We start from the raw sequence: 25,499 nt of genomic DNA, 5'->3' as shown, positions 1-25,499 counted from the left end.
CCGGAGGGCTCAGGCCCCGTCGGGCAGCCCGGCCAGGTACGCGTCGATCTCCTCCTGCCCCGGCTCCGGCGCCAGGTCCGGGAACTCCGCCACCAGCAGCCGCGGCAGCCCCGGCACCGTCCACCGGCCGGCCAGCTCCAGCGCCGCCTCGGCGGCCGCCTCCTCGAACGCCCCGAAGTCCCCGGTCAGCTCGTCCGGCATCGGCCGGCCGAGCGCGGTCAGCTCCGCCAGGTTGCGGTAGCTGCGCCGCATCAGGCCCTGCTCCAGCAGCCGCCGGGCGCCGTCGGTGGCCATCCCGACCGTGAGCACCCGGGCCGGGCCCCAGCCCTCACCGGCCGTCTCGTCCACCCAGCCGGCCGGCTCCAGCGCCGCGAACGCGGCCAGCCGGTCCTCCTCCGCCAGCTCCCGGAACCCCTCCAGCCAGGCCCGCACCGCCGCCTCGTCCGCGACGTCCACCCCGTAGGCGTGCAGCAGCAGCGTGTACAGCCGGGGCCAGGTCACCAGGTCCGCCCGCCGCAGCAGGCCGGCCGCCACCTCGCCCTGCCACTCGGCCTCCGCGTGCAGCCGCTCCTGCCGCTTGGCGTTCAGCCGCTTCGCCGCCCGCTGGCGGTCGATCAGCAGCCGCACCGCCTCGCCGTACGCCAGCGGATCCTCCTCCGGCGCGGGCTGGACGTACAGGTAGAGCCGCTCGACGAGCAACTGCTCCACGGCGTTCGAGGTCAGCTCCGGCCAGCCGTCGTGCATCCTGCCCTCGCCCAGCTCCAGCAGCGCCAGCACCGTCCGCAGCGGTTCCTCGGCCACCGGCGCGCGGCCCTCCGCCTCCGCCCAGGCGAGCAGTTCGGCGGCCTTGGTGCGCGGGGCGAGCCGCAGGTCTTCGTCTTCCATAGCCTCGACGGTAGCCGCTGGCCGCCCACCGGACGGACCGGGCCGGAGTAGGGTCGACGGACATGGTCCCCGTACGACTCACCGGCCCCCGGCTGGCCATTCGCGAGTTCCACCACACCCCGGGCGACATCGACGCGCTGTACGCCGTCTTCGGCGACCCGGTCGCCACCCGCCACCTCCCCTTCGGACCGTACGACCGGGAGAGCTGTGCCGATCAGGTGGCGCAGTACCTGGAGGAGGCCCTGCGGGACGAACGCACGGTCTACCGGCTCGCCGTCACCCTGCGCGCGGACGGCACCGACTCCGCCGACCCCGCCGACGGGGGCGCCCCGATCGGCAGCGCCGCCCTCACCCTCGGGGAGCACCGCTCCGCAGTCCTCGGCTACGCGCTGCGCCCCGACACCTGGGGTCACGGCTACGCGGGCGAGATCACCGGGCTGCTCTGCGACCTCGCGTTCGGGACGCTCGGCGTGCACCGGCTGGCCGCCCGGGTCGACGTCGACAACACCGCCTCCAGCCGGGTGCTCACCCGGGCCGGGTTCCAGCTGGAGGGCCGGATCCGGCACGACCTCCACCTGCGGGACACCTGGTACGACTCCTTCCAGTACTCCCTGCCGGCGGACGAGTGGGCGGGGGCCGGGACCGGGGCGGGGCAGCGGGCGGGGGGTTAACCCCACCCCTTGTTCGGCGGGGGGCCGGATGTCCACCGGGCCCGCGCTTTGACAGGGTTGAGGAGTCAGCAGGACACGCCCCCACCACAGAACCGAGGACCGAGGCCCGGCCATGAGCAGCAGCCACAGCATGCAGCGCGGTGCGTACGACCGCGAGGACAGCCGCGACTCCCACGGTTCCGGCGACACCTACGGGACCTACGGCACCGACGAGGCCGACCCGAAGCACCGGCCCGCCCGGGCCCGCCGGACCGAGGAGCCGCCGTACGTCTGGCGGGCGCCGTTCTCCTCCTACACCTACAAGGAGATCGGCTTCACGCTCAGCGGACTGCCGGTCGCCATCGTGGGCTTCGCCTTCGCCGTCACGCTCTTCGCCCTGGGCCTGGGAACCTTCGTCACCGTCCTCGGCCTGCCGGTGCTGGCCGCGCTGACCAGCGGCGCCCGCGGCTTCGGCCGGCTGGAGCGGGCCCGGACGCTCAGCATGCTGGCCCTGGACGTGCCGGGCCCGGCGCCGGTGCGGCGTGCCCGGCCGGGCAGCTGGGGCGCCGTCACCGCGCGGCTGGCGGACGCGGCCGGGTGGAAGGCCGTGCTGTACCAGGTGGTGATGCTGCCGTGGGCGGTCTTCAGCTTCACGATGTCGCTGGTGTTCCTGCTGGTCGGCTGGTCCCTGACGCTCTACCCGCTCTACCACTGGGTCTTCCCGACCTACACCGACTGGCCCGGCTACCGGCTTTTCAACTTCTACGACAGCCACGGCGTCGAGCACGTCTACTACGTCCAGTCGCCGCTGCAGATCGCCGGGGTCTCGCTGCTCGGGCTGCTGTTCGTCTTCCTCACCCCGCAGCTGGTGCGCGGCCTGACCAACGTCAACCGGCTCGCCGTCCGGGGCCTGCTCGGCCGCTGAGCCCGCCTCGCCGGCAGGCCGCCCGGCCCGCTGCCGCCACCCCGGAGCCGCCCGGCCCCGTTCGTGCCCGGTCCCCCGGATGCGGACGGGGCCGGGCCGTGTTCGGATGGCCGGGTGGCCGCCGCCGAGCTCCCCGACCCGGCCGACCTCGCCGACCCGCGGAGGTCCACCGACCCCGCCGCCGCCGGAATCCTGATCACCTCCCGCCCGCTGGACGAGTACTGCGGGCTCTTCGGCCTCACCCGAGCCCGGCTCGCCGCCCTCCCCGGGCCGCTGCTCGACTGCCCCGGTGGCGCCTCCGGTCTGGCCGCCGAGGCTCGCGGGCTGGGCTGCCGGGTGATCGCCGCCGACCCGGCGTACGCCCGGCCCGGCCCCGAGGTCGCGGCGGCCGCCCGGGCCGCCCGGGCGTCGATGGCCGCCGCGATGGCCGCCCGCCCCGAGCTGTACCCGAGGCCGCTCCACCGCCCGTACGACCGCTATCTGCGCAGCTGGGACCGGGCCTGCCGGCTGTTCACCGCCGACGCCGCCGCCCACCCGCAGCAGTACGTGGCCGCCGAACTGCCCCGGCTGCCCTTCACGGACGGCACCTTCGCCCTCACCCTCAGCGGGTACCTGCTCTTCGCCTACCCCGAACGCTTCGGCCCCGCTCGGCAGGTGGCCGCGCTGACCGAACTGGTCCGGGTGACCGCGCCCGACGGCGAAGTCCGGGTCCACCCCCTGCACGACGGCCGCGGCCGCCGCTGCCCCCACCTCGACGCCCTGCGCCACGCCCTCGGTGAGCGCCGGATCAGCAGTGAGATCGACCGCTTCCCGCGCCCCGGGGACGGCCTCACCCGGCGTGTCCTCGTCCTGCGGGCGGCAGATCACCGCAGGCGCCGTGACCAGGGAAGGTAATGGTCAGTAGTGGCCTTCGGTCCTATACTCATCGCCATGACCGAGACGATGATCAAGCGGGCCGGGGCGGCGGACGCCGAGCGGCTCACCGGGCTGATCCAGGCCTCCAGCACCTATCACGGCGAGTACGCCGCGATGATCGCCGGCTACCGGGTGACGCCCGAGTACCTCGCCCAGCACGAGGTCTTCCTCGCCGCGGGCGCCCAGGGCGACCGGCTGCTCGGCTTCTACGCACTGATCCTCGACCCGCCGGAGCTGGACCTGATGTTCGTCGCCGACGAGGCGCAGGGCCTCGGCATCGGGCGGGTGCTCATCGGGCACATGCTCGGCCGCGCCCGGGAGGCGGGCGTGACCGGCGTTCGCGTGGTCTCCCACCCGCCCGCCGAGCAGTTCTACCGAAGGATGGGCGCCGAACGCGTCGGCACCTTCCCCGCCCGCCCCCCGATCGGCTGGGACCGCCCCGAACTGCGCTTCACCGTCTGATCACCGTCCGGCGGCGTTCGCTACGGATCCTGCCGGGCCTGCGACCGCTCCGCCGGGCCGGCCTGCTGGGGGAGGAACACCGCGGACTCCAGGCGGGACAGTATCTTCTCCGCCAGCCAGCTGCGGTCCGACCCGTACGGGATGCCGTCCGGTGCCACCAGCCGCCCGGCCACCGCGTCGCGCAGCCGCTGTGCCCCGGCGGCGGGCAGCCGGGAGAGCAGGCCGCGGGCCGCCAGCAGCGCGTGGTACTGCTCGAAACCGGAGCGCGGCCGCTCGATCGCGTCCAGCACGCTCGGCAGGTCGGCCAGCGCGGGGTCGCCCTGCATCAGCGCCAGGGCCTGCAGCCGCTGGGCCTCGGAGCCGTCCGCGAACAGCTCCCGCACCTGGTCCGCCGTCAGCGCCGAGCGCCGCGCCGTCGAGCGGACCTCGGCCACCACGTTCTCCGGCCCGGCCGCCGCGCCGGCCGGCAGCTGCCGGCTCAGCCGGTCGCCCTGGTCCGCGCTGCCGCCCAGCAGCCCCAGGTGCTGCATCGCCCGTACCCGCAGATCGTCCGCGCCGACCTTGTCGCCCCGGCGGTCCCGGTCCTGGCCGGCCAGGAAGAGGTCCAGCGCCTGATCGGCGTCGGAGAGCACCTGCGGCAGCGTCAACCGCGTCACCAGCCAGCCGGCCGGGAAGCCGAGCACCAGGAAGTACAGGACCAGCGCCGCCGCGAACGGCACCGCGCCCTGCTCGCCGCCCAGCGCGGGCGCCAGCGCCGTACCGACCTGGTGCAGCCGCTCGCCGAGCGAGCCCAGCTGGGTCAGCCCGACGCCGAGCAGCACCTTGGTCAGCCAGTCCGAGACCTGCTCCAGATTGGTGTTCGGCGCGTAGGAGCCCTGCGGCTCGCCCGCTCCGGTCCCGCCCCGCACCCGGGGTACCCCGAACAGGAAGCCCAGCGCGCCGCCGAGCACCGCCGAGGCGCCGGAGATCACCAGTCCGCCGCCGAGCGCCTGCCAGGCCTGCTCCCGGCCGAGCGAGAACAGCAGCAGCCCGAGCACCCCCACCCCGAGCAGCGTTCCGGCCGCGGTCCGCTGTGCCGTGCGCAGCATCGCCGCGCTTCCGCCCCGTCGCGTCCGCGCCATCGCCTACCCCCTGTGTGCGTACCGACCCGCCCCGGAATCCGGGCCGACTCTAGCGCCGTGGCGGGGGGACGGGAACGCGGACGGTGCGACGGGCGCACGGCCGGAAACGCCTCGGGAGACGCTCCGGGAACGCGGACGGCCCGTGGGCTGCTCCTCCGCGCCGGGCCGTGTGACGGGCCGGGCGCCGAGGCACCGGGGATGTTCCGGTGAGCCCACGGGCCGGGTGACTGCTTGGGATTTCGCCTGCCGGAGGCCTGGGGCCCCACCCTGCGCAGGCAGGGGCGGCTCTAGCGAGCAGCCACCTCACACATCCTGACGGTACTCAACTCAGGATCACCTCCTTTCAGTGTGCGACCACCTTAGGCAGCTCACCGGAAGGAGGGCAACGGATTATTCGCGGCCGCCGCTCAGGCGCTCTTGAGCTCGTCCTTGAACTTGGAGAAGTCGATCACGTTGTCGGCCGGCGGGGCCTGGACGATGAGCGGCTTGTCGAAGTCGGTGAAGTCCGTCTGACCGGTCTCCGTGCCCTTGTTCTGCTCGACCCGCACCGGGTAGAACTTGCCCTCGGTGGCGACGTGGATGGTCGCCTGCTGGCCGTCCGGACCGGTCGACTTGAGGCTGAAGGTCTTGACGCCGTTCACGGTGCCGGCCGAGCCCTTGGCGACCGTGCTCTTCTTGCTGTCGTCCTCGACGATCTTCTTGCTCAGCTCCTTGAGGTTGCAGACCGTGGTCAGCTCCTTCATGTCCGGGTCGCCCTGGAAGCCCGACAGGTAGCGGCCCTTGAACAGCTCGGCGGCCTTTTCGCCGGCCGGGCCGGCGACGGCCGTCCAGAAGTCCTTGTCGGGCTTCAGGTAGGTCTCCTTGCCGTCGCTGATGATCTCGAACTTGCCGGTGCCCGGCATGCTCAGCGAGCCGGTGCACTGGCCCTTGGTGTCGAGGGCCAGGCTGATCTCCATCTTCCCGTCGCCGTCGACCACATTGCCGACGATCTTGACGGAGGAGGCGCCGGCCAGCGCGTCCTTGGCCTGCTTCTCGATCTCCTGGGCGCTCAGCTTCTCGGTGTCGAGCTTGGGGGTGGCGGAGGCCTTGTCCTTGTTGTCGCCACAGGCGGCCGTGCCCGCTGCGAGGAGCAGACAGATCGCGGCAGTGCTGGCAAGGCGCTTCGACAGCATGGGAGTTTCCTAACCCGGCGCGACGGAGCGCAGCCGAACGGGTGAAGTTCTCCTCAGTATGCTTGAGCCGCCATTTGCCGGATCTTGGAATCTCTTGGCGTTACCGCTTCGTGCCCTGACCGTGGCCTCCATGAGGCCGGGAACGCGAAAGGCCCGGAGGACTGATCCTCCGGGCCTTTCGGCTACTGAGTAGCGGGGACAGGATTTGAACCTGCGACCTCTGGGTTATGAGCCCAGCGAGCTACCGAGCTGCTCCACCCCGCGTCGGTAAACACAACAATACGGGGAAGTCGCCTGGATGGGAAATCGCTTCTTCCCCGGCCCCGGATCAGCGCTTCGCGCGGCGGACGGCGTGCCGGGCCGTCCGGGCCCTGGCCCAGGCGGCGAAGCAGACCAGCGCGGCGAAGCAGGGCACCATCAGCACCCCGTACACCAGCAGGAAGCCGTGGGTGCCGAGGTCGGCGGCGGCGTTCCAGACACCGTGCAGGGTCATCGCCAGCAGCAGCCCGGTCGGCGCGGCCAGCCGGGCCAGCCAGTGGCGGGCGGTGGTGAGGGTGACGGCCAGCCCCAGCCCGGTCAGCGCGGTGAACAGCGGGTGGGCGAAGGGGGAGAGCAGGCCGCGCAGGACGAAGGTCTGCACGGTGCTGTCGAAGTCCCGCAGGCTGGGCGTCTCGCCGAGGCCGATGCTGTCCAGCCGCTGCTGCTGGTCGCTGGTGAAGGCCCGGCCCAGGTAGAGCACGTTCTCGGTGAAGGCGAAGCCGCAGGCGGTGGTCCCGCCGAGGACGACCCCGGCGGCCAGCGTGCGCGGCCGGGACCGGGCCCGGAGGCGGTCCCGGCCCGGCGGGCCGGGGTGCGGATACGGCAGCGGGCGCGGACAGGGGCGCAGCCGTGGCCGGTACCGGCCGTGCGGGCGGCCGGCGGACGCCCGGGGGTGCCGGCCGCCGGGCAGCGCCCGCAGGACGGTCGCGCCCGGGCGCCCGGTACGGTCGCCGCGACACCGGAGCCGCGGCGCGAGTGGCAGCAGCAGGACGAGCAGGGCGGCGCCCTTGGCGCTCTCCTCGATCACCGGGGTGACGATGTCGGCGCCCAGCACCTCGCCCAGGCTGCCCTGGTGGGCGGTCAGATAGCTGCTGGTCCAGCCGTTGGCGAGGATCGCCACGGTGGTCGCCGCGAACGCGCCCCAGCCGAGGCAGAACACGGTGTGGCGCAGCGCCACCCGGGCGGTCTGGTTGAGCCAGGCGAGGCCGCCGAGCACGAAGGGGAGCGGGACGGTCGCCAGGCCCAGGCCGACCAGCAGCCCGGTGGTGCCGGTCTGGCGGCGTACCAGGTGCAGGATCAGCACACCGCAGCCGATCAGGGTCAGGACGGTGGTGGCGGTGACCGAGGAGAGCGCGACCGAGCGCACCGGACGTGCCGGGCCGGCGAGGTCCGGGGACGGGCCGGCGGCCGGCGGAGCGGGGAAGGCCGGCCAGGGCACCAGCAAGCGGGCCCGGCGTCTCCGGGGCCCCGGGATGGCGCGGGTGCCGACGGTACGCGTGGGCATCTCTCGGTCGTCGGCGGAGGCCTGGACCGAGGTCCGGTACCCGCCGCCGGACGGGCTGCTCACCCGGCACAGGGTAGGCCACGGTACGGGTCCGCAGGGAGGATCCGGAACGACGTATCCCGCCGGACCCGGCCCCCGCGGTCACCGCGGGGGCCGCCGGTCGAACGCCGCCCGTGGTTCAGCGGCGGCGGAACAGCAGGTCGTGCACCACGTGGCCCTTGGCGAGGCCGGCCCGCTCGAATTTGGTGACCGGCCGCCAGTCGGGCCGGGGCGCATAGCCGGGGACGCTGCCGTCCGGGTGGTCGGCGGGCTCCAGCCAGCCGGTGCCGTCGCCCTCGGGGTGCAGGTTCTCCAGCTCGGGCGAGGCGGAGAGCACGGCGAGCATCTGCTCGGCGTACGGCTCCCAGTCGGTGGCGCAGTGCACCAGCGCGCCGGGTGCCAGCCGGGGCAGCACCAGGTCCAGGAAGGACGGCTGGACCAGTCGGCGTTTGTGGTGCTTGGGCTTGGGCCACGGGTCGGCGAAGTAGACGCGCAGCCCGGCCAGCGAGGCGTCGGGGAGCATGTCGCGCAGGAGTATGACGGCGTCGCCGGCGGCCGCCCGGACGTTCTCCGAGCCGTCGCGCTCCAGCATGCCGAGCAGGTTGCCGTGGCCCGGGGTGTGGACGTCGGCGGCGAGGATGCCCATGCCCGGGTCGGCGGCGGCCATCGCGGCGGTGGTCTCGCCCATGCCGAAGCCGATCTCCAGGGTGACCGGCCGGCCGCCGAAGAGTTCGCGCAGGTCGAGCGGGCTGCCGTCGATCGCGATGCCGTGCCGCTCCCAGCCCCGGTCCAGCGCGCCCGCCTGGGCGTTGGTCATCCGGCCCCGGCGCGGCTGGAAGCTGCGGATGCGCCGCTCGCTGTGCTGGGCCTCGGTGGCCCGGTGCGGGTACATCGGCGCGGGGTAGCCGGCGGGCGCGGCGGAGAGCCGGGCGGAGGGCGATTGCTGGGGGATCGGGGCGGTGGCAGTCACAATTCCCCGAGTCTACGGGGCCGCCGGGGGCGGTCCGCAGAGCCTGTGACGCACCCCGCACCGCCTCCGGGGGCCGCTTTCCCGCACCGGTCCCCTGCGCCGTCCTTCCCCGCGCCGGTCGGTCAGCCGCCGGCCTCCAGCGCGGCGAGCGCCCGGCGGGCCACCTCGCGGCCGATCGGCAGCGAGGCGGTGGCGGCGGGGGAGGGTGCGTTCAGCACGTGCACCAGCCGGCGGGCGGAGCGCGGATCCTCGGGATCGAAGCCGGCGAAGGCGAAGTCGTCCAGCAGCGAGCCGTCCCGGGCCACCGCCTGGGCCCGGACCCCGGCCGCGGCCGGGACGAGGTCCTCGGCGGTGACGGCGGGCAGCAGCCGCCGCACGGCGGCGGTGAACGCCCGCTTGGACAGCGAGCGGCGCAGTTCGCCGACCTCGTACCGCCAGTGCCGGCGGGCGATCTGCCAGGTGCCGGGGAAGGCGATCGTTCCGGCCAGGTCGCGCGGGCGCACCGTACGCCAGTCGTACCCTTCGCGGGCCAGCGCGGGGACGGCGTTGGGGCCGACGTGCACGTCGCCGTGGATGCCCCGGGTCAGGTGCACCCCGAGGAAGGGGAAGGCCGGGTCCGGTACCGGGTAGACCAGGCCGCGCACCAGCTCCCGGCGCTCCTTGGTGAGTTCGTAGTACTCGCCGCGGAACGGCACGATCCGCACCCCGGGGTCGTCGCCCGCGAGCCGGGCGATCCGGTCGCTGTGCAGGCCCGCGCAGTTGACCAGCACCTGGCAGCGCAGCTCTCCGGCGGACGTCTGCACGGTCACCCCGTCCGCCCGCCGGGCGACCGCCCGCAGCTCGGTACCGGGCCTGAGCACCGCGCCCGCCTCGCGGGCCAGCCGGGCGTAGGTGCCGGCGACCGCCGGGTAGTCGCAGATGCCGGTGGTGCCGATGTGCAGCCCGGCGAGGCCGGTGACCTGCGGCTCGTACGCCGCGATGCCGCCGCCGTCCAGCTCGGTGACCGGGATGCCGTTCTCCCGTCCGCGCTCGGCCAGTGCCCGCAGCCGGGGCAGCTCGGCCCGGTCGGTGGCCACGATCAGCTTGCCGGTCACCTCGTGCGGGATGCCGTGGTCGCGGCAGAACTCCACCATCTCGGCGGCGCCCGCGACGGCGTACCGGGCCTTGAGCGAGCCCGGCCGGTAGTAGACGCCGCTGTGGATGACCCCGCTGTTGCGGCCGGTCTGGTGCGCGGCGAAGCCGGCCTCCTTCTCCAGCACCGCCAGCCGCAGCCCGGGCCTGGCCCGGGTCAGCGCGTACGCCGTGGAGAGCCCGACGATCCCGCCGCCCACCACCAGCACGTCGAAGTCGTACGCCACCGTTCGCTCCTCGATTCGCCCGGCACCGGCCCTCCTTGGGGCCGGCGCCGCCGATGCTGCCACGGCGGGCGGTGCCGGTCGAGGGGGCCTGGTGGCCGGTCCTGCGGAGCTTCGCCGGGACCGCGCTCCGGTCCGGCGGGACCCACGGGACCGGGCCCTACCGCTCCCAGGGCCAGCCGGCCGACTCCCCGGCCTCCAGCAGCGGGATGAGCCGGAACGCGGCGTCGCCGAGTCCGCCGAAGGTGTGCCGGTTCGCCGAGCCGCTCGGGCCGTGGCCGGGGGCGTAGCCGGCCAGGTTCCAGGTGTAGACGGGCACGTGGGCCGGGACGGCGGTCAGCGGGTCGCCGCCCCGGTGGCCCGGGTCGGTCTGCTCGTCGGTGATGACCACGACCCGGTCGTGGCCCCGGTAGTGGGCGCGGACGGCTTCGGCGGTGGCGGTGCCGCCGAGGTCGCCGAAGCGCTCCAGCACCCGCAGCACGGCCTCACCGGGCCGCACCTCGACGACCCGGCTGGTGGTGCCGAACTCGACCAGGTCGGCCGCGGCGGCCCGGACCTTCAGCGCGGTGCCGAAGATCGCCGCCGAGTCGGCCCGGTTGAGCAGGGTCTGCTGGCTGGGCCGGTCGAACATCGAGCCCGAACGGTCCACCAGGATCAGCGTCCGGCCGGCCAGCGCGGGCACGTTGGCGAGCGAGTGGGAGAGCGCCGTCTCCAGCGCGTGGCCCCACCGCAGCGACGGCGCGTGCCGGTACGCGGCGAGATAGCGGAACGGGAACTGCCGGGAGCGGTGCACCTCGCCCTGGTCGCCGATCCGCCGCGCGACCTGCTCGGCGGCCTCGTCCGAGACCCCGGCCCGGTCGAAGTTGCGCAGGTTGCGGACCAGCGCCATCGAGCCCATCGAGGGGATGACCGCCTCCCAGACGGCCGCGTCCATCGGGCCCTGCAGCCACCCGGCCAGCGCCTCCCAGGTCAGCCCGGCCGCGGCCAGCCGCTCGGCGCCGCCCTCGGCCGTCACCGCTGCCCGCCGCTCGGCGACGGGCAGCGCGAGCAGCTCGCGGTTGGCCGTCAGCAGCCGGTCGGAGGAGGGCGGAACGGCCTCGTCCGGCCGGTGCCGGCGGTCCAGGGCGTAGGCGAACAGCCCGCCCTGCCACGGCTTGGCCGGGTCGGGCGCGGGGTGGGTCAGTTCCAGTACGTCGCCGAAGCGGTAACCCTTGGTCGCGGTGTCGTACTTGAGCAGCGCCCGGCCGTCGTAGAGCCGGCGCACGGCGTCCGCGACCCCGCGCTTGAGCGGCTTGGGCAGCGCGCGGCCGTAGCGGGAGGTCCAGTAGGCGAGCAGCTCGCCGGGCTCGTCCGCGCGCTGGAGCACCGCGTCGACGGCCTGCCGGGAGAAGCCGTGCGCCCCGGCGTCCAGCCGGGCCCGGGTGAACTCGGCGGCGCCGACCAGCGCGGCCGTCCGCAGCCGCGCCTCGTGGCGCAGCCAGCGCAGCAGGCCGAGGGTCCACTCCGGGTCGCTCACGGCAAGCTCGCGTACCAGCGCGGTGTAGCGGTCGTCGCGGGTGCCACCGTGCTCGTAGAAGGTGTCCTGCCCCACCAGGTTGGCGACGGCCAGCAGGAAGAGCTCGGACTTCCAGTCCCGGACGTGGCCGGTGCCGCCGTTGTGGTTGGCCGTGCGCCGGCTGGTGGTGGTCACGGGCGAACTCGGACCCGGCTTGGTCGTGCGGACGTTGAAACGCGACATGGTGGGCCCCCTGGTGGCTGGTGGAACGCGCGGGAGGCAGGGCGAAGAAGGGGTGCCCGAGATCGTGCCGGCCGGACGGCCGACGTCGGTGGGGGTTTATGCCTTGTGCTCTGTCCGATTGAGCTAGCGGTCGTGCTCGCGCACGGCCCGCCCGGGACTCGAACCCGGAACCGCAAGATCCGGAAGTAACCCCCGCCTGCGCACCGGGCACCCCGGCGCCGTGCCTCCCGAGATCAGGATGGCGGCGGTGTTGTTGGTCGCTTCTACGTGCCCCGCTGGGGGCACTCCACGGAGTAACCGCTGCCGACGCACCGGGAGGTGCGGAAATCTGTTCAGATATGGGTGTTCACGTATGGGTGTCCAGAGATCGAAGGCGGCTGAGGTACACAGCCGCTCTACCGACTGAGCTACACCGGCCCGGAGCCGGTGACGGGACTCGAACCCGCCCATTGACAGTGGAAGTAACCTCTGCCTGCGCACCTGGACGAGAGAGACCATAGCCAGGCCTCTCCCGTCGGTGCATCCGAATTACCGTCAGGCGCCCGCGTCCCGGCCCCGCGTCCGGGCTCCACGGTCCGGCCGGCCGGGCGTCACGCCGGGGCGACCAGGATCGAGCGGGCCCGTTCGGTCAACTCCCGTACCCGGCGTTCACCCTGGAAGGGTTCGAGGCGGCGGAGCATCTCGACCACGTACTCGCGGCTGCGCTGGGAGGAGATCCGGCCGGCCACCTCGACGGCGCGCTCGCCGGCGGCGACCGCGGCGTCCAGGTTGCCGGCCTCGGCCTCCGCCATGGCGGAGACCACCAGCCGCAGGCCGTGTGATCGGACGAAGCCCTCGGTGGGCCTGGCCAGCGCCTCCCGGGTGAACTGGCGGACCTTGGAAGGCACTCCGAGGTCGCGGAAGCACTCGGCGGCGTCGGCGGCGAGCCGGTCGTAGGCGTAGAAGTCGATCCACGCCGGATCGGGATCCCCGGCGCGAGCCCGTTCGAGTGCGCTCTCCGCCGCGCCGAGCGCCGTCGCACACGCCGCCGCGTTGCGGGCCTTGGCCTGGGCCCGCGCCTCCACCAGGTGGAAGAAGCTCATGGTGCGGGTGGTGGCCAGCCCCCGGTTCCGCTCCAGGGCGGCCTGTGCGAGGTCCACCGCCTCCTCGGCGAAGCCGCGGTAGCCGGCCTGCAGGCTCATCGAGGCCAGCACATAGCCGCCGAGCGGGACATCGGCGGCGGCGCGGGCGAGCCGCAGCGCCTGGATGTAGTAGCGCTGGGCCGCCTCGTGCTGGCCGGTGTCGAACGCCATCCACCCGGCCAGCCTGGTCAGTTCGGCCGTCGCGCCGAACAGTGCCCGGCCGACCGTGTCGCTGTAGGAGGCCAGCAGCAGCGGCGCCGCCTCCACCCGCAGGCACTCCGGCACCATCGAGGAACGCCAGTCCCCGCCACCGTACTTGGAGTCCCAGCGGCGGGCCTCCTGGGCGGCCTCGCGGAGCTTGGCGGCGTCCGAGTGGCCGACCCGGTACGAGCCCGGCTCGGCGGGCGCGCGCGGCGCCTCACGGGCCACCGAGCCGTCCGCCGGGGTGATCAGCCAGCGTGAGACGGGCGTCGCGTAGGCCGCCACCGAGAAGGTGCCGGCCAGGCTGTCGCTCCAGCGGCCGCCACCCGGGCCGCGCCGCAGGTCGAGGTCGACCCGCCAGAGGTCGGTGGCGGAGCGGACGGCCTCGGAGACCTCGCGCGGAAAGGCCAGGCCGAGTTCGGGCGCCGGGTCGGTGTCACCGAGGCCGATCTCCTCCAGCGGCACCGGTCGGCCGAGCTTGCCGCCGATCGCGGTGGCGATCAGATGCGGGACCGGGCCCTGCGGGACCATGCCCTTGCTGACCCAGCGGGCCACCGAGGTCTTGTCGTAGCGGAGCGTCAACCCGCGCTGTGCGCCGAGGTCGTTGACCCTTCGGGCCAGCCCGGCGTTGCTGATCTGGGCGAGGGTCAGGAGCGTGCCGAGCCGTTCGTTCGGTCCTCGTGGGCTGACGGTCATGGTGGCGGCGGCACCTCCTGCGGCCTTGTGCGCGGGGCCCGGGCGGCACCGGGCCGTAGCTGCTGTACCTAGAGTAGTCGGACGCGTTCCGACGGTTAAGAGGCCGCATTCCGGATGGCGGGATCGCGCACCCGCCGGTGGTCGGCGCGCGCCGCGGCGGAGTTGGTCCGGACCGCCCGCCGGTGGCCGGACCGGTGCGGGTCGGCCGCGCGCCGGAGCGTTGTGCTCCGGTCCCGTGTCCATGTGCGCCCGGCCGTGCCCCCTGGCCCGACCGGCTGGTCGGCGATTCGCTGGTGGTCGTGGGTCGGCCCGTCGTCGAGGACCCGGCGGGCCGGGGGATGCCGCCGCCTCAATCCCCGCGGGTGGTGGCGAAGTCCGGGAGGGCATGCGGATGCCCTCCCGGACCGGGCGATGCCTTTCAGCCATTTCGCGATGGGCATGACAAGAGTTGTCGCCCCGGCGGTCCGGGCCGAGGAGGGGGAGGCCCGGCCCGCCCTCCGGGTACCCGCCGAGGACGCTCCCCGGGCCGGTGGGCCGGGCCGGGCGCGGCGGACCGGAAACCAGAACTCCGGTCGCCGGGCGTCCGACCGGTGGCACCATGTCTCCTGACGGTGCGCCGGATCGCGGCGGGCAGCCGCCGCAGCGTGCCACGGGCCGGCGGGAGGCGGCCCGGTGGCGGGTGCGCCACGCGGTGCAGGTCCTCGTCCGGTGGAGGCGCGATGCGGTGGCTGACGGGCTGGAGCACGGGCGTGCCCCGGGCGGGCACACCGGCGCACGAAGCACTCGCCCTGGTGACACCGATCGCCGCGCGCCCCCTCTGGACCGGCCCCAACCCGCTCTGGGCGGTCGGTGACTGGCGGCCCGAGGAGATCCGCCTGGTCACGCTCCGCCCCGGTGCCCCGGCGATCGTCACCACCGGCTCCGGCGGCCCCGATCCGGCCGACGACACCCCCGCCACCATCCGGCTCGCCGTCCTCGGCCACTGCGGCGCCTCCGACGCCGAACTCGCCGCCGGCCTCGCCGCCGCCCGCGGCGGCGCCGTCCGCCACCTCACCGCCTGGCCCGGCAGCCACACCGTCGTGCTGCGCAGCGGCACCCGCTCCACCGTGCTGCTCACCGACCTGGCCGGGGCCCGGCCCGTCTTCCACACCCCCTGGTGCGGCGGCACCGCGTACGCCACCGCCGCCCTCCCGCTCGCCGACCTGATCGGCGCACCCCTCGACACCGGCCACCTCGCCGCCCGGCTCGCCTGCCCCGAGTCGCCGGAGGCGCTCGGCACCGGGACGCCCTACCTCGGGGTGCAGCGCGTCCCGCCCGGCCACGCGCTGGCGGTCCGCGGCGGCCGTCCCTACCTCGCCGCCTACGACGAGCCCGGGGGCGGCCCGCCGCCGCGCGGCGAGGCGCCGGCCGTCCGCGAACTCACCAGGGCCCTGCTGGAATCCGTCCGCTCCCGGGTCCGTACCACCGGGCCCGGCCCCGACGACGCCGGACGGGCCCGGCTGGGCGTCGACCTCTCGTACGGGACGGCCTCCGCGACCGTGGCCCTGCTCGCCGCCGCCGTCCCGCTCGCCCCCGCCGCCCCGGGTGGCGGTGAACGCCTGCCGGCCGTGCGCGGGGGCGCCAGGACCGGCGCCGTGAAGGGCTCCTGGGCCCGCCCGGCGGTCCGGGAACAGCCGGGGCCGGAGCGGTTGGCCGCCGTCACCCTCGACGAGACCGACGGCCCGGTCACCCTCGCACTCGCCCCCGACACCCCCCGGCTGCGGCACACCGTGCTCGCCCCCGGCCCCGGCACCCTTCCGTACGCCGGCCCGGGCGCCGACCCGCGGGCCGGCCGGCTCACCGACGAGCCCGGCCCCGAACTGGTCGCCGCCGCCCGCGCCGAGGCCCGCTTCGACGCCGGCGGCACCGACCACCTGACCGGCTACGGCGCCCGCCAGGTCCTGGACGGGCACCCCGCCCGGCTCGCCGACCTGATCCGGGCCGGCCGCCCGCGCGAACTGCTGCCCCCGGTCGCCGCGCTGGCCGGTGCCGACCGGGCGGCGGTGGGCGTGCTGGCGGGCGCGCTGCGCACCCCGCTCACCGTGGTCCGCGCCGCCCACCGGCTCTCCCGGATCCGCTACGCCGACGCGCTCGACGACGCGGCGGTCAGGCTGACGGTCCGGCACATCGAGGACGAGCGCGGCACGGCGGGCGCCCGCTCCGCCGGCGACCTGGCCTGGTGCGTCCCCGGCCCGGCGGCCCGCTGGCTCTCGGACGAGGCGCTCTCCGCCGTCGCCCTGCGGCTGCGCCTGGCGGCGCGCGAACCGGCGCCCGCCGAGAACCCGGGCGCGCGTCGGGCCAGACACGCGCTCCACCGGCATGCGCGCTCCTTCCGCACGCTGGTCCACGCCGCCGAGCAGCCCGGCCAGCGGCTGCACGCGCCGTTCCTGGACAACCAGGTGGTCCGCGCGGCCCGGCTGCTGCCCGACGACGTCCGGCTCCAGCCCGGCGCCCGGCACGCCCTGCTGCACGCCGTCCTCACCGGCGCCGGCCGCACCGACCTCCCGCCGGACTGGGGCCGCGGCCCCCGCCCCGACCGCGCCGCCCCCGCCCGGGCCGGACTGCGGCTCGCCGCCGACGGGCTCGCCGAACTCTTCGACGCCCCGCTGCTCGCGGAGGCCGGCCTGATCGACCTCCCCGCCGTCCGGGCCGGCCTGGCCGGCTCCGCCGACCCGTCCGCCGTCCTGCCGCCCGGCACCCTGGAGGGCCTCGCCGACCTGGTCTCCACCGAGCTGTGGCTGCGCCGCGTCCGCGCCCGCCGCCACGGCGCCTGCTGGACCGGCCTGCCGCTCGCCGAACGCACGGCCCTGACGGCGGCGCGCTTCGCCTGAGCCCGCGGGGCCCGAGGCCGTTGGAGTGTCCGGCGCGGCTCGCCGGTGCGGGTGGGCCGGCGGGCGATCATGGCGAGCGTCCCGTCCCGTACCCCCGCCCCGAGGAGGCCGTGGTGACCAGCGCCAGCCCGGATCCGTCCGTCCCCGTTGTGCTGTCGGTGCTCGGACGCCCGCCGTCCGGCCGTCCACCCGGGGTGCTGGCCGCCTGCGACGGCTCGGACGGTTCGCTCTGGGCGCTGGACCGGGCGATGACCGAGGCCGAACTGTTCGGTCTGCCGCTGTACGTGCTCGCCGTGGTCAACCCGGCCCCGGCCGGCTATCCGCCCGGCATGGCCGAACTGGTGCAGGAGAGCGTCGAGACGCTGGTCGAGAGCATGGCGGACGGCCTGCGGCGCTCGGTGGCCGCCGTTCAGCGGGCCCGCCGCCGCCCGTACGCGGGGGAGCTGTCGCTGCACGTGGTGCTCGGCAACGTGATCGAGGTGCTGCTGGCCGCCTCGGCCCGGCAGCACACGCTGGTGGTCGGCACCCGGGGCAACGGCGGCTTCACCCGGCTGCTGCTGGGCTCGGTGAGCTCGGCGGCCGTCCACCACTCGGCCTGCCCGGTCCTGGTCGTCCCCGCGCCCCCGGACCACTGAGCCGCCGGACCACTGAGCCCCCGGGCCGCAGGGCCCCGGCCGCCGAGCTTCCGGACGGCGGGGCGGTGCGCCGGGCGGGTGCCGGGAATGTACCGAGATGGTTCATCGTTCACCTATCTCGACACGCATCCTCCCCACCCCCTGGAGAACCCCCGTCATGAAGGTCGAGATCTACTCCGACATCGCCTGCCCCTGGTGCTACATCGGCAAGCGCCGCTTCGAGGAGGCTCTGGAGGGCTTCGCGGGCAAGGAGAACGTCGAGGTGGTCTACCGGCCGTACCAGCTGGTGCCGGACGCGCCGGCGACGGCGAGCCCGCACCGCGCGTGGCTGGCCGAGCGCTACGGGCCGCAGTCGGTCGCGATGGACGCCCGGGTGGCCGAGCTCGGCCGCGCCGAGGGCATCACGTACGACTTCGACGCCGCGCTGCACGCCAACACCTTCCTCGGCCACCGGCTGCTGCACCTGGCCGAGACCGAGTACGGCGCGGCGGTCCAGGGGCGGCTGAAGGAGGCGCTGCTCAAGGCGCACTTCACCGACGGCGTGGACGTCGGCGACCGCGAGGCGCTCACCGAGGTGGCCGCGGCCGTCGGCCTGGACCGCGAGCGGGTGGCGGCGTACCTGGCGGGCGACGAGGGCACCGCCGAGGTCCGCGCGCAGCTGGCCGAGGCCCGCGAGCTGGGCATCAACGCCGTGCCGACCTTCGTCTTCGAGGGCAAGTGGGCCGTCCAGGGCGGCCAGGAGGCCGAGACCTTCCGCAAGGTGCTGGAGGAGGTCGCCACCGAGATCGGCGAGCGCCGACCCGCACCGGTGCAGGTCGCCCCGGCCGGCGAGGCCTGCGCGGACGGCTCCTGCGCGATCTGACCGGTCCGCCCGTCCGTTCGGGCCGGCAGCCCGGCCCGGCCGCTCCGACCGGCCCCCCGAGGCCCGCTTCAGTCGCACCTGAAGCGGGCCTCGGCCCAGTCGGCCACGTTCAGCGTCGACCAGACCCCGTGCACCGGCGTGACCACCAGCCGGACCGACGTCTGCCCGGTCAGCGGCACGTGCACGGGCACCGCCGCGTCGCCCGTGCCCATCACGGGCGACGTCCACAGCGTGCGGCCGTCGCCGCCCTGCACGGAGAAGACCACGCCGCCGGGTGAGACCGTCAGATCGTCCACCCCGGCCACCGCGTCGAAGGACGTGCAACCGCGGTTGAGGTCGATCAGCGTGGTGGCGGGCGCGTGCACGGTGATGCCGTGCGCGTGGTGCTCCCCGCCGATCGAGACCCCGGCCCGCTGCCAGAACCAGTCGCTGCCCTTCTGCCGGATGCTCGGGACCGGCGGCGGCACCCGGTTGTTGCCGGGCTTCAGAACCGGCAGGGAGTCGGCCCAGAAATCGGAGGGCTTCGGCGGCACGGTCGGGCTGACCGTCGGGGTCGGCACCGTCGGGACGGTCGGTAGTGGCGGGACGGTGGGCATCGGTACGACCGGCACCTCAGGGGTGGGGATCGACGGTACGACCGGGGTCGGCACGACCGGCACCGGTGGCCTGGGCACCGAAGGCTTCGGCGCGGTCGTGACCGGGGACGCCGGCGGCTTCGACGTGGCCGGTCGGCCGGCCGCGGGCGCGGGCGCGCCCTGCGGCTGAGGGGACGGCGACCCGGCCGGGGACGGTGGCGTGGCGGCCGGGCTCGTGGCCGGCTCCGGTGCCGACGTCGGTTCGACGCCGACCGGAGCCGGGCCCGGTGCGGGCGGTACCGGTGCCAGGGACGGCGCGGGCACGGCCGGGGAGGAGACCGGGGGAGCGGCCACCGGGGGCTTCGGCTCCGGGGAGCCGGTCAGCGCGTACGCGGCGACGGCGGCGGCGGCCACCGCGACCGCGGCGGCGATGCCGGCCTTGGCCGCCGAGCCCAGGCCCTCGCCCGCGGCCGCGCCGGCCCCGGCACCGGTACCGCCCGAGGCCGCACCCGCGCCGCCCGCCGCCGCACCGCCCGAGGCGACGGCCGCCGTTCCGGCCGCCGCACCACCGACCGCCGCCGCACCGCCCACGGCCGCCGCGGCGGCGCTGAAGCCGCCCACGCCGACCCAGACCAGCACGCCGCCGGGCAGCAGCGCCCGCAGCCCGTGGTTGATCTCGGACAGCTCCAGGCAGGCGGCCGTGCAGCGGTCGCACTCCCTGAGGTGCCGGCCGACCTCCGCCGAGGCGCGCTTGCGCAGCGACCCGCGCGCGTACGCGCCGAGCCGGTTGGCGTACGCCTCGCAGGCCCGCTCCTGGCTGCCCGACACATGCGCCTGCAGGAAACCGGCGGCCAGCCGGTCGCGGGCCCGGTGCGCCTGGACGGCGGTGGCGTTGGCGGTCTTGCCGAGCATCACCGCGACGGTCTTCGGGGACTCCCGCTCGACCTCGGTGTGCCAGAGCACCATCCGGTCGTCCTCGGGCAGTTCGGCGTACGCCTGCATCACCATGCGCTGGTCGGCCAGCGCCATCGCCCAGGCGTCCGCGCCCGGATCGGCCAGGTCGAGGTCCACGGTGGCGGCCGAGGTCTGCGCGAACACACTGAAGTCGTCGACCAGTTGCTCGCGCCGCTCGCTGCGGGTCCAGGCGGCGGCGACATTGCGCACGGCGGTCAGCAGATACGCGCGGACGGCGAACTCCGGCCCCTTGCCGGCCCGCAGCGCCTGCAGCGTGCGGGCGAACACCTCGCCCGCCAGGTCCTCGGCGGTGAAGCTGTCCCGGCAGCAGGTCCGCGCGTAGCGGCGCACCGAGTCCGCATGCCGGCGGTAGATCTCCTCGTACGCGGTGTCGTCGCCGGCCCGCACCCGGGCGGTCAACTCGGCGTCGGAGGGCGGGCGCTCGCCGTCCACCGGGTCGGCGGGGGCGGGCACGGTCGGGCGGGCCGGCCGGCCGGTGCCGACGAAGGCCTCCGGGGCGACGCCGCCCTGGCCGGCCGGGGCCTGGCCCGGCACCCGGTTGGACGGCAGCGCGGCGGCGGAGAACGACTCGCGGCTGGGCATCCCGGCCTGGTCCGGCACCTGCCCGGACCCCAGCCCCGGGCCCGGAGCCGGTCCAGGCGCGGGGGAGCCCGCGGCCGGACCCCCGGACCGGCCCTCAGGCCCGCCCGCGTCGGCCCGGCCGAAGTCGAGGCCGTAGCCGTAGTCGTTCTGTTCCTCGGCGCTCACAACGGACCCCAGATTCCACGACAGCCCCCGTAGTGTGGCAGGGCGTGCGGGAGTGCGTGGGCGCACGGTTCCCCGCTGCACGGCGCCGAGAGCGCTCGAACGGCGCGCATCGGGACATTGGCTCCAACCACGGGCAAAGGATGGCATAGCGCAGAGGCGGGCGGTAGCCGGACCGGCCGCGACCCACTCTTCCGAGGAGCCGTCGCGGATCTGTTCGGCCCGGGTGAGACGCCCGCCGCGATATCGGCCGTACCCGGCGCGCGACCGCTCCGAGCGCGCCGGGAAGCCGTCAACTCCCAGGTATGCCAAGGGTGGAGAGCGCCACCCGGGAACGCCGCTCAGCGCACCCGCAGGCCGTCCAGCAGAATCTGCAGCAGCCGGTCGGAGGGCCCGTCAGCGGGTTGACCGTCCGCCTGCCCGCCTTCCGCCGCCGACGGCCCGCCGGTCGCCGGGACCGGGGCCACCGCCGAGGCCGGAGCCGGCGGGGTGCGCGCGGCGTGCACCGGCACCGAGGCGGTCAGCACCAGCACCACGTCCGCGACCGTCACTCCCGGCCGCAGCTCACCGGCCGCGCCCGCCCGCGCCACCAGGGCGGCGAGGAGTTGCAGCAGCAGCCGCGGGTCCGCGTCGGCGGCCGTCGACGCCGGGTCGCCGACGGCACCCGGCTGCGGCTCGGCGCCCAGCGACTCGTACCGGACGCCGCCGGGAACGGCGCCCGGTACGGCCGGATCGACCGCGCGCTGCCCGGGCACTCTTCCCAGGTCCTCCGCGTACCGGAACGCCTCCGGCGGAAGCAGCCGCCCGGCACCCGTATTCACCGCCCGCGCCAGATAGCCGGCCAACGCCTCCCAGGCCCCGCCGCCGCCGTACAGCGACTCGCGGGCCTGCGCCGTCAGCCAGGCGACCTCCTCGGCGGCGATCCGCTGGACCAGCACCTCCTTGCTCGGGAAGCGCCGGTACACCGTGCCCACCCCGACCCCGGCCCGGCGCGCGACCTCCTCCATCGGCGCGCCGTAGCCGAACTCGCCGAACACCTCACGGGCCGCGCGCAGCACGCTCTCCAGGTTCCGGCGGGCATCCACCCGCAGCCGGGCCCCCGGCGCCGGCCCGCCGCCCTGTGGCGGCTCGGCCCGGTACGGCATGCCGGGGTACGGCATGCCGTGCTGCGGCGGCAGATCCGCGGGGCCGCGCTGCTCCGGCACCACGCCCTGGCCTGCGTGCGACCCACCCGCTCGCCCCAACAGTCGCTCCTGCTCCATCATCCCAACTCTCCCCCGCAGGCGTCCGATGCCGGACCCTGTCGGCGCCCGCCCCTGCACCCCCCGGTGCAGCTCCGTCTGTAAGAAATGACCCGATGACCCATCGCTCGTGCCGCTCGTGCCGTCCAGGTGACGCATGACCACTCACGCATGACGACGCCGACTCCACCACGGCTGGTGCAGCCGGGCCGGGTTGCGCGTCCGGCTCGGCGCGTCGGCACCTCCGCGGGGCTTCGTCCGGGAACTACCCTTCCCCGGATGACTGTCCCGCAGTCGGGTTCTCGCGCCAACACTAGAACTGGCCGTAGTGGCCGCTCCACGGTGCGTCGCCGCCAGTTGTCATGGCGATGGCCGCCCCGAGACACAATCCGACCATAGTTCACGGCAGTTCGCGGCCGAAAGTACGTCAGAAAGTCACCCCGACAGCACATTCGGTCCCAGGAGCCGCTCTCCGTCCCGTCCGCCCCGGCACGGACTGTGGACAAGAGGGCCCCCGGCGGTCCTTCATTGAGGGCGTAGTCCGGGCAGAGCCACATCGGCAGGGGGCGCACCATCAGAATTCTGATCGTCGGCGGCGGCTGCGCCGGGATGTCCGCCGCGTTGCACCTTCAGCGCGGCCTGGGTGAGCGGCTCCGCCGGGGCGAGGCGGAGATCACCGTGGTCGAACCGCAGCCCTATCTGACCTACCACCCGCTGCTCGCCGAGGTCGCGGCCGGCTCGATCGACCCCCGGCACGTGGTGGTCCCGCTCCGCCGGACCCTGCCCGACTGCCGGGTGCTCACCGCCCGGATCACCCGGATCGAGCACGCCACCCGCCGGGCCTGGGCCGACCCCGCCGCCCGCGGCGAACCGCCCGCGCCGGTCGAACTCGACTACGACATCCTGGTGGTGGCCCCCGGCTCGGTCTCCCGGACGGCGGCCGTCCCCGGCCTGGCCGAGTACGGGCTCGGGTTCTCCACCGTCGGGGAGGCGGTGGGTCTGCGCAACCACATCCTGGAACAGCTCGACCTCGCCTCCGCCACCCGGGACCCGGCCCTGCGCCAGGCCGCGCTCACCTTCGTCTTCGTCGGCGGCGGCTACGCGGGCGTCGGCGCGCTCGCCGAACTGGAGGACATGGCCCGGTACGCCGTCCGCGGCTACCACAACATCAGCCCCGAGGACCTGCGCTGGGTCCTGGTCGAGGCCACCGACCGGATCCTGGCCGAGGAGTCGCCCGAGCTCGCCGCGCACACCCTGGCCCAGTTGCGCGAGCGCAGCGTCGACGTCCGGCTGCGCACCACCCTGGAGTCCGCCGCGGGCCGGGTGACGGCGCTCTCGGACGGCAGCCGCTTCGCCGCCCGCACCCTGGTCTGGACGGCCGGGGTGCGCCCGGCCCCGCTGCTGCGCGACACCGACCTGCCGCTGGACACCACCGGCCGGATCCGCTGTCTGCCCACCCTGCAGGCGATCGGTCCGGACGGGCGGGCGCTGCCCGGGGTCTGGGCGGCCGGGGACTGTGCCGCCGTGCCCGACCCGTGGGGGGACGGCGCGCCCTGCGCGCCCAACGCCCAGCACGCCTTCGCCCAGGCCGAGCAGCTCGCCGCCAATGTGCTGGTCTCGCTGGAGGGCGGCCCCCGCGCGGCCGGGATCGCCGAGTACCGGCCGGACCGTGCCGCCTGTTCGACCTCGCTCGGCATCGGCCGGGCCGTGGCCCACAGCCGGCGCGGCGGGCGGCTCACGGGCCGGCGCGCCTGGTGGCTGCACCGGGCGCGGCACCTGCGCCGGCTGCCGAGCGCCGACCGGCGGGTGCGGGTGCTGATGGACTGGGTGCTGGGCGGGCTGTTCTCCCGCGAGGTGGTGTCGCTGGGGACGCTGGAGCATCCGCGGTCGGAGTTCGAGGCGGGCTTCGGCCCGGGGGCGGGCCCCGGGCCGCGCCCTCGTTCCGGTCCGGGTTCCCGTCCCGGCACCGGAGCGGATCCGGAGCCGGGGCCCGGGCTCGCGGACGAGCGGCCGGCCTGAAGGGGGGGCTCCGGAGAACCTGCCGTGACCGATCCGACGGCCGTGCCGGGCGCGCGTGACTTCCGGAATCGGGCCTCCGCCTGACAGGATCTGCCCAACCGAGTCATTACCCCGTGTGCTGCTACGCACACAAAAAGTGATGATATGCCTGAAACCCGAGGAAACGGCCGTCGTTTGAACCTCATGCGCTGGAGCGCGCGGCTCACCGGAGTCCCTTGGCGTGCCGCCCTGCCGACCGGGGCCGACACCCACCAGGGCGCGGCGTCCGGCGACGGCGTCGTGGTCCCCAGCCCCCGCGACCCGACGAGCCCGCTCTGCCCGCAGCGGCCTCAGGACCTGCGCGAGGTGCTGAACCACATCCCCGCGCCGGTCGCCGTCACGTACGGCCCGCTGCACCAGCTCGGCTATGCCAACCGCGCCTACCGGGAGCTCTTCGGCGACCGGCCGACCGGCCTGCCCGCCTGCGACGCCCTGCCCGAACTCGGCGCCATGGGCGTCCTGCCGCTGATGGACCAGGTCATCCGCGGCGGCCGGCCGCGCAGCGTCAAGGCCCGCTGCATCCTCGGCCTCACCGGCAACCGCTACTACAACGTCTCCTGCGTCCCGCTCGGCCGGGACGAGAACGGCCACGACGCGGCGGAGCCGGGGGACGGCCAGGACGGGCCGCCCGCCGGCGTCCTCGTCTTCGCCGCCGAGGTCACCGACCAGGTGCTCGCCGCCACCCGGCTGCGGGAGTCCGAACGCCGCCAGCGCGAGGCCGCCGTCACCCTCCAGCGCAGCCTGCTCCCGCAGAAGCTCGACCAGCCCGCCGACCTCCGGGTCGCCGCCACCTACCAGCCGGGCGGGGCCGAGGCCGCGGTCGGCGGGGACTGGTACGACGTCATCGGCATCGGCGGCGGCCGCACGGCACTCGTCATCGGCGACGTGATGGGCCGGGGGCTGCGGGCGGCCGCGGTCATGGGCCAGCTCCGTACCGCCGTGCGCGCCTACGCCCGTCTCGACCTGCCGCCCCACGAGGTGATGCGTCTGCTCGACGGCCTCGCCATGGAGATCGACGCCAACCAGATCGCCACCTGCACCTACGCCGTCTGGGATCCGCGGCCCCGCACCCTCACCTATGCCTCCGCCGGACACCTCCCCATGCTGCTGCGCTCCCCGGACGGCACCGTCCTGCGCAGCGAGGAACAGAACGGCCCGCCCCTGGGCACCGGCGACGGTGTCCACGTCTCGCACACCCTTCGACTGCTGCCCGGCACCACCGGCGTCCTCTATACCGACGGCCTGGTGGAGCGCAGGGACGAGGACATCGACGAGGGCCTGGACCTGCTGGCCCGTACCCTCGCCGGGGCCGCCGGCGCGCCGGCGGTGATCTGCGCCCGTCTGCTGCGGGCCATGGGCGTCACCTCCGAGCACGACGACGACGTCGCCGTCCTCGCCTTCCAGCTGCCGGCCGGGGAGTCCGCCCCCGGGCCGAAACCCGCTCTTGACTCGCCCTCCCGAGAGGTCTAGTGTTCTTCGAGTTGCCCGACAGGGAGCACCGGACACGCATCGGCGCGGACGGTCCCGGGGCGGCCAATCCACGAAACACCACTTCCCGGTTCTGCCGGGTCGCGTCTTCTTTTCGGGTCGCGGCTCGGGGTGAATTCGGCGTGCGCGTTTATATGGATTGTGGCTGGATTCGCTTTTCGGGGCGGGGATCGGCTAGAGTTTGGAACGTCGGACGGGCCGTCAGGTCGCGGAAGACAGCAGCGAGTTGGGTGAGTGAAACTCCGGAAAACGGAGCGG

Annotated in this window: 18 protein-coding genes, 1 tRNA gene and 1 pseudogene; 9 read left to right on the top strand and 11 right to left on the bottom strand. The window is 75.2% G+C overall.

All coding sequences use genetic code 11. The features are described from left to right. Positions 1-9 precede the first annotated feature (9 nt). Positions 10-885, bottom strand: coding sequence for a hypothetical protein (locus tag ACIQIB_RS34980; protein WP_363610979.1), 876 nt, complete (start codon positions 883-885; stop codon positions 10-12). A gap of 62 nt (positions 886-947) precedes the next feature. On the opposite strand from ACIQIB_RS34980, the gene ACIQIB_RS34975 reads away from it, so the two are divergent. The 4 genes from ACIQIB_RS34975 (at position 948) to ACIQIB_RS34960 (ending at position 3,837) form a co-directional block, all read left to right on the top strand. Then, entirely contained in the window at positions 948-1,556 is a 609-nt protein-coding gene (locus ACIQIB_RS34975) for a GNAT family N-acetyltransferase (protein WP_400762955.1), read from the top strand. 112 nt (positions 1,557-1,668) lie between these two features. Then, positions 1,669-2,460: a sensor domain-containing protein gene (locus ACIQIB_RS34970; protein ID WP_400657152.1), complete on the top strand. Its 792-nt coding sequence runs from the start codon at positions 1,669-1,671 to the stop codon at positions 2,458-2,460. 114 nt (positions 2,461-2,574) lie between these two features. Then, positions 2,575-3,354, top strand: coding sequence for a hypothetical protein (locus ACIQIB_RS34965; protein ID WP_363610973.1), 780 nt, complete (start codon positions 2,575-2,577; stop codon positions 3,352-3,354). Between the two features lie 36 nt (positions 3,355-3,390). Next, positions 3,391-3,837 (top strand): GNAT family N-acetyltransferase, encoded by a 447-nt coding sequence (locus ACIQIB_RS34960; protein WP_400657149.1) that lies wholly within the window; start codon positions 3,391-3,393, stop codon positions 3,835-3,837. Between the two features lie 20 nt (positions 3,838-3,857). Here ACIQIB_RS34960 and ACIQIB_RS34955 read toward each other — a convergent pair whose 3' ends face one another. The 8 genes from ACIQIB_RS34955 to ACIQIB_RS34920 form a co-directional block, all read right to left on the bottom strand. After that, the gene (locus ACIQIB_RS34955; protein WP_400762953.1) at positions 3,858-4,925 is read right to left on the bottom strand and encodes a hypothetical protein; all 1,068 of its coding nucleotides are present in this window, start codon (positions 4,923-4,925) and stop codon (positions 3,858-3,860) included. A gap of 440 nt (positions 4,926-5,365) precedes the next feature. Next, entirely contained in the window at positions 5,366-6,130 is a 765-nt protein-coding gene (locus ACIQIB_RS34950) for a hypothetical protein (protein ID WP_363610963.1), read from the bottom strand. Positions 6,131-6,320: 190 nt separating this feature from the next. Beyond that, positions 6,321-6,394: transfer RNA gene (locus tag ACIQIB_RS34945), tRNA-Met, on the bottom strand. A gap of 64 nt (positions 6,395-6,458) precedes the next feature. Then, entirely contained in the window at positions 6,459-7,736 is a 1,278-nt protein-coding gene (locus tag ACIQIB_RS34940) for a PrsW family intramembrane metalloprotease (RefSeq protein WP_400762952.1), read from the bottom strand. Between the two features lie 115 nt (positions 7,737-7,851). Continuing rightward, positions 7,852-8,682, bottom strand: coding sequence for a tRNA (guanosine(46)-N7)-methyltransferase TrmB (gene trmB, locus ACIQIB_RS34935; protein ID WP_363610959.1), 831 nt, complete (start codon positions 8,680-8,682; stop codon positions 7,852-7,854). 122 nt (positions 8,683-8,804) lie between these two features. Beyond that, positions 8,805-10,040 (bottom strand): L-2-hydroxyglutarate oxidase, encoded by a 1,236-nt coding sequence (lhgO, locus tag ACIQIB_RS34930; protein WP_363610956.1) that lies wholly within the window; start codon positions 10,038-10,040, stop codon positions 8,805-8,807. 157 nt (positions 10,041-10,197) lie between these two features. Then, positions 10,198-11,775 (bottom strand): TROVE domain-containing protein, encoded by a 1,578-nt coding sequence (locus ACIQIB_RS34925; protein WP_400762950.1) that lies wholly within the window; start codon positions 11,773-11,775, stop codon positions 10,198-10,200. A gap of 590 nt (positions 11,776-12,365) precedes the next feature. Further along, positions 12,366-13,793: an MFS transporter gene (locus ACIQIB_RS34920; protein WP_363610952.1), complete on the bottom strand. Its 1,428-nt coding sequence runs from the start codon at positions 13,791-13,793 to the stop codon at positions 12,366-12,368. Between the two features lie 719 nt (positions 13,794-14,512). Between ACIQIB_RS34920 and ACIQIB_RS34915 the strand changes: the two genes are divergently transcribed. The 3 genes from ACIQIB_RS34915 (at position 14,513) to ACIQIB_RS34905 (ending at position 18,160) form a co-directional block, all read left to right on the top strand. Next, positions 14,513-16,663 carry an asparagine synthase-related protein gene (locus tag ACIQIB_RS34915; RefSeq protein WP_363610950.1) on the top strand — a complete coding sequence of 717 codons (2,151 nt, stop codon included), beginning with the start codon at positions 14,513-14,515 and terminating at the stop codon, positions 16,661-16,663. 113 nt (positions 16,664-16,776) lie between these two features. Further along, positions 16,777-17,298, top strand: a complete 522-nt coding sequence (locus tag ACIQIB_RS34910) for a universal stress protein (RefSeq protein ID WP_363610948.1) — start codon at positions 16,777-16,779, stop codon at positions 17,296-17,298. Between the two features lie 157 nt (positions 17,299-17,455). Next, positions 17,456-18,160, top strand: a complete 705-nt coding sequence (locus ACIQIB_RS34905) for a DsbA family oxidoreductase (RefSeq protein WP_363610946.1) — start codon at positions 17,456-17,458, stop codon at positions 18,158-18,160. A gap of 68 nt (positions 18,161-18,228) precedes the next feature. Here the strand turns inward: ACIQIB_RS34905 and ACIQIB_RS34900 are convergent, their stop codons facing one another. Beyond that, on the bottom strand, positions 18,229-20,457 hold the full coding sequence (locus ACIQIB_RS34900; RefSeq protein WP_400762948.1) for a sigma-70 family RNA polymerase sigma factor: 2,229 nt from the start codon (positions 20,455-20,457) through the stop codon (positions 18,229-18,231). 338 nt (positions 20,458-20,795) lie between these two features. Continuing rightward, the gene (locus ACIQIB_RS34895) at positions 20,796-21,719 is read right to left on the bottom strand and encodes a TetR/AcrR family transcriptional regulator (protein ID WP_400762946.1); all 924 of its coding nucleotides are present in this window, start codon (positions 21,717-21,719) and stop codon (positions 20,796-20,798) included. A 531-nt stretch (positions 21,720-22,250) separates the two neighbouring features. Here ACIQIB_RS34895 and ACIQIB_RS34890 point away from each other — a divergent pair. Further along, positions 22,251-23,714 (top strand): FAD-dependent oxidoreductase, encoded by a 1,464-nt coding sequence (locus ACIQIB_RS34890; protein ID WP_363611061.1) that lies wholly within the window; start codon positions 22,251-22,253, stop codon positions 23,712-23,714. Positions 23,715-23,888: 174 nt separating this feature from the next. Continuing rightward, positions 23,889-25,166, top strand: a pseudogene (locus ACIQIB_RS34885) (PP2C family protein-serine/threonine phosphatase); the annotation flags it as partial. Positions 25,167-25,499 lie beyond the last annotated feature (333 nt).

Origin of the sequence: Kitasatospora sp. NPDC092286 (assembly GCF_044755565.1) — a bacterium.
Classification (GTDB): Bacteria; Actinomycetota; Actinomycetes; order Streptomycetales; family Streptomycetaceae; genus Kitasatospora.
The sequence above is the reverse complement of the archived record's forward strand: the minus strand, read 5'-3'. Positions and strand labels throughout refer to the sequence as shown.

Excerpts from the sequence above, each read along its gene's own strand:
- ACIQIB_RS34950 (WP_363610963.1), bottom strand. The coding sequence starts at position 6,130 with ATGCTGTCGAAGCGCCTTGCCAGCACTGCCGCGATCTGTCTGCTCCTC.
- ACIQIB_RS34905 (WP_363610946.1), top strand. The coding sequence starts at position 17,456 with ATGAAGGTCGAGATCTACTCCGACATCGCCTGCCCCTGGTGCTACATC.
- ACIQIB_RS34895 (WP_400762946.1), bottom strand. The coding sequence starts at position 21,719 with ATGATGGAGCAGGAGCGACTGTTGGGGCGAGCGGGTGGGTCGCACGCA.
- ACIQIB_RS34960 (WP_400657149.1), top strand. The coding sequence starts at position 3,391 with ATGACCGAGACGATGATCAAGCGGGCCGGGGCGGCGGACGCCGAGCGG.
- ACIQIB_RS34975 (WP_400762955.1), top strand. The coding sequence starts at position 948 with ATGGTCCCCGTACGACTCACCGGCCCCCGGCTGGCCATTCGCGAGTTC.
- ACIQIB_RS34980 (WP_363610979.1), bottom strand. The coding sequence starts at position 885 with ATGGAAGACGAAGACCTGCGGCTCGCCCCGCGCACCAAGGCCGCCGAA.
- ACIQIB_RS34970 (WP_400657152.1), top strand. The coding sequence starts at position 1,669 with ATGAGCAGCAGCCACAGCATGCAGCGCGGTGCGTACGACCGCGAGGAC.
- ACIQIB_RS34925 (WP_400762950.1), bottom strand. The coding sequence starts at position 11,775 with ATGTCGCGTTTCAACGTCCGCACGACCAAGCCGGGTCCGAGTTCGCCC.
- ACIQIB_RS34915 (WP_363610950.1), top strand. The coding sequence starts at position 14,513 with ATGCGGTGGCTGACGGGCTGGAGCACGGGCGTGCCCCGGGCGGGCACA.
- ACIQIB_RS34920 (WP_363610952.1), bottom strand. The coding sequence starts at position 13,793 with ATGACCGTCAGCCCACGAGGACCGAACGAACGGCTCGGCACGCTCCTG.
- ACIQIB_RS34955 (WP_400762953.1), bottom strand. The coding sequence starts at position 4,925 with ATGCTGCGCACGGCACAGCGGACCGCGGCCGGAACGCTGCTCGGGGTG.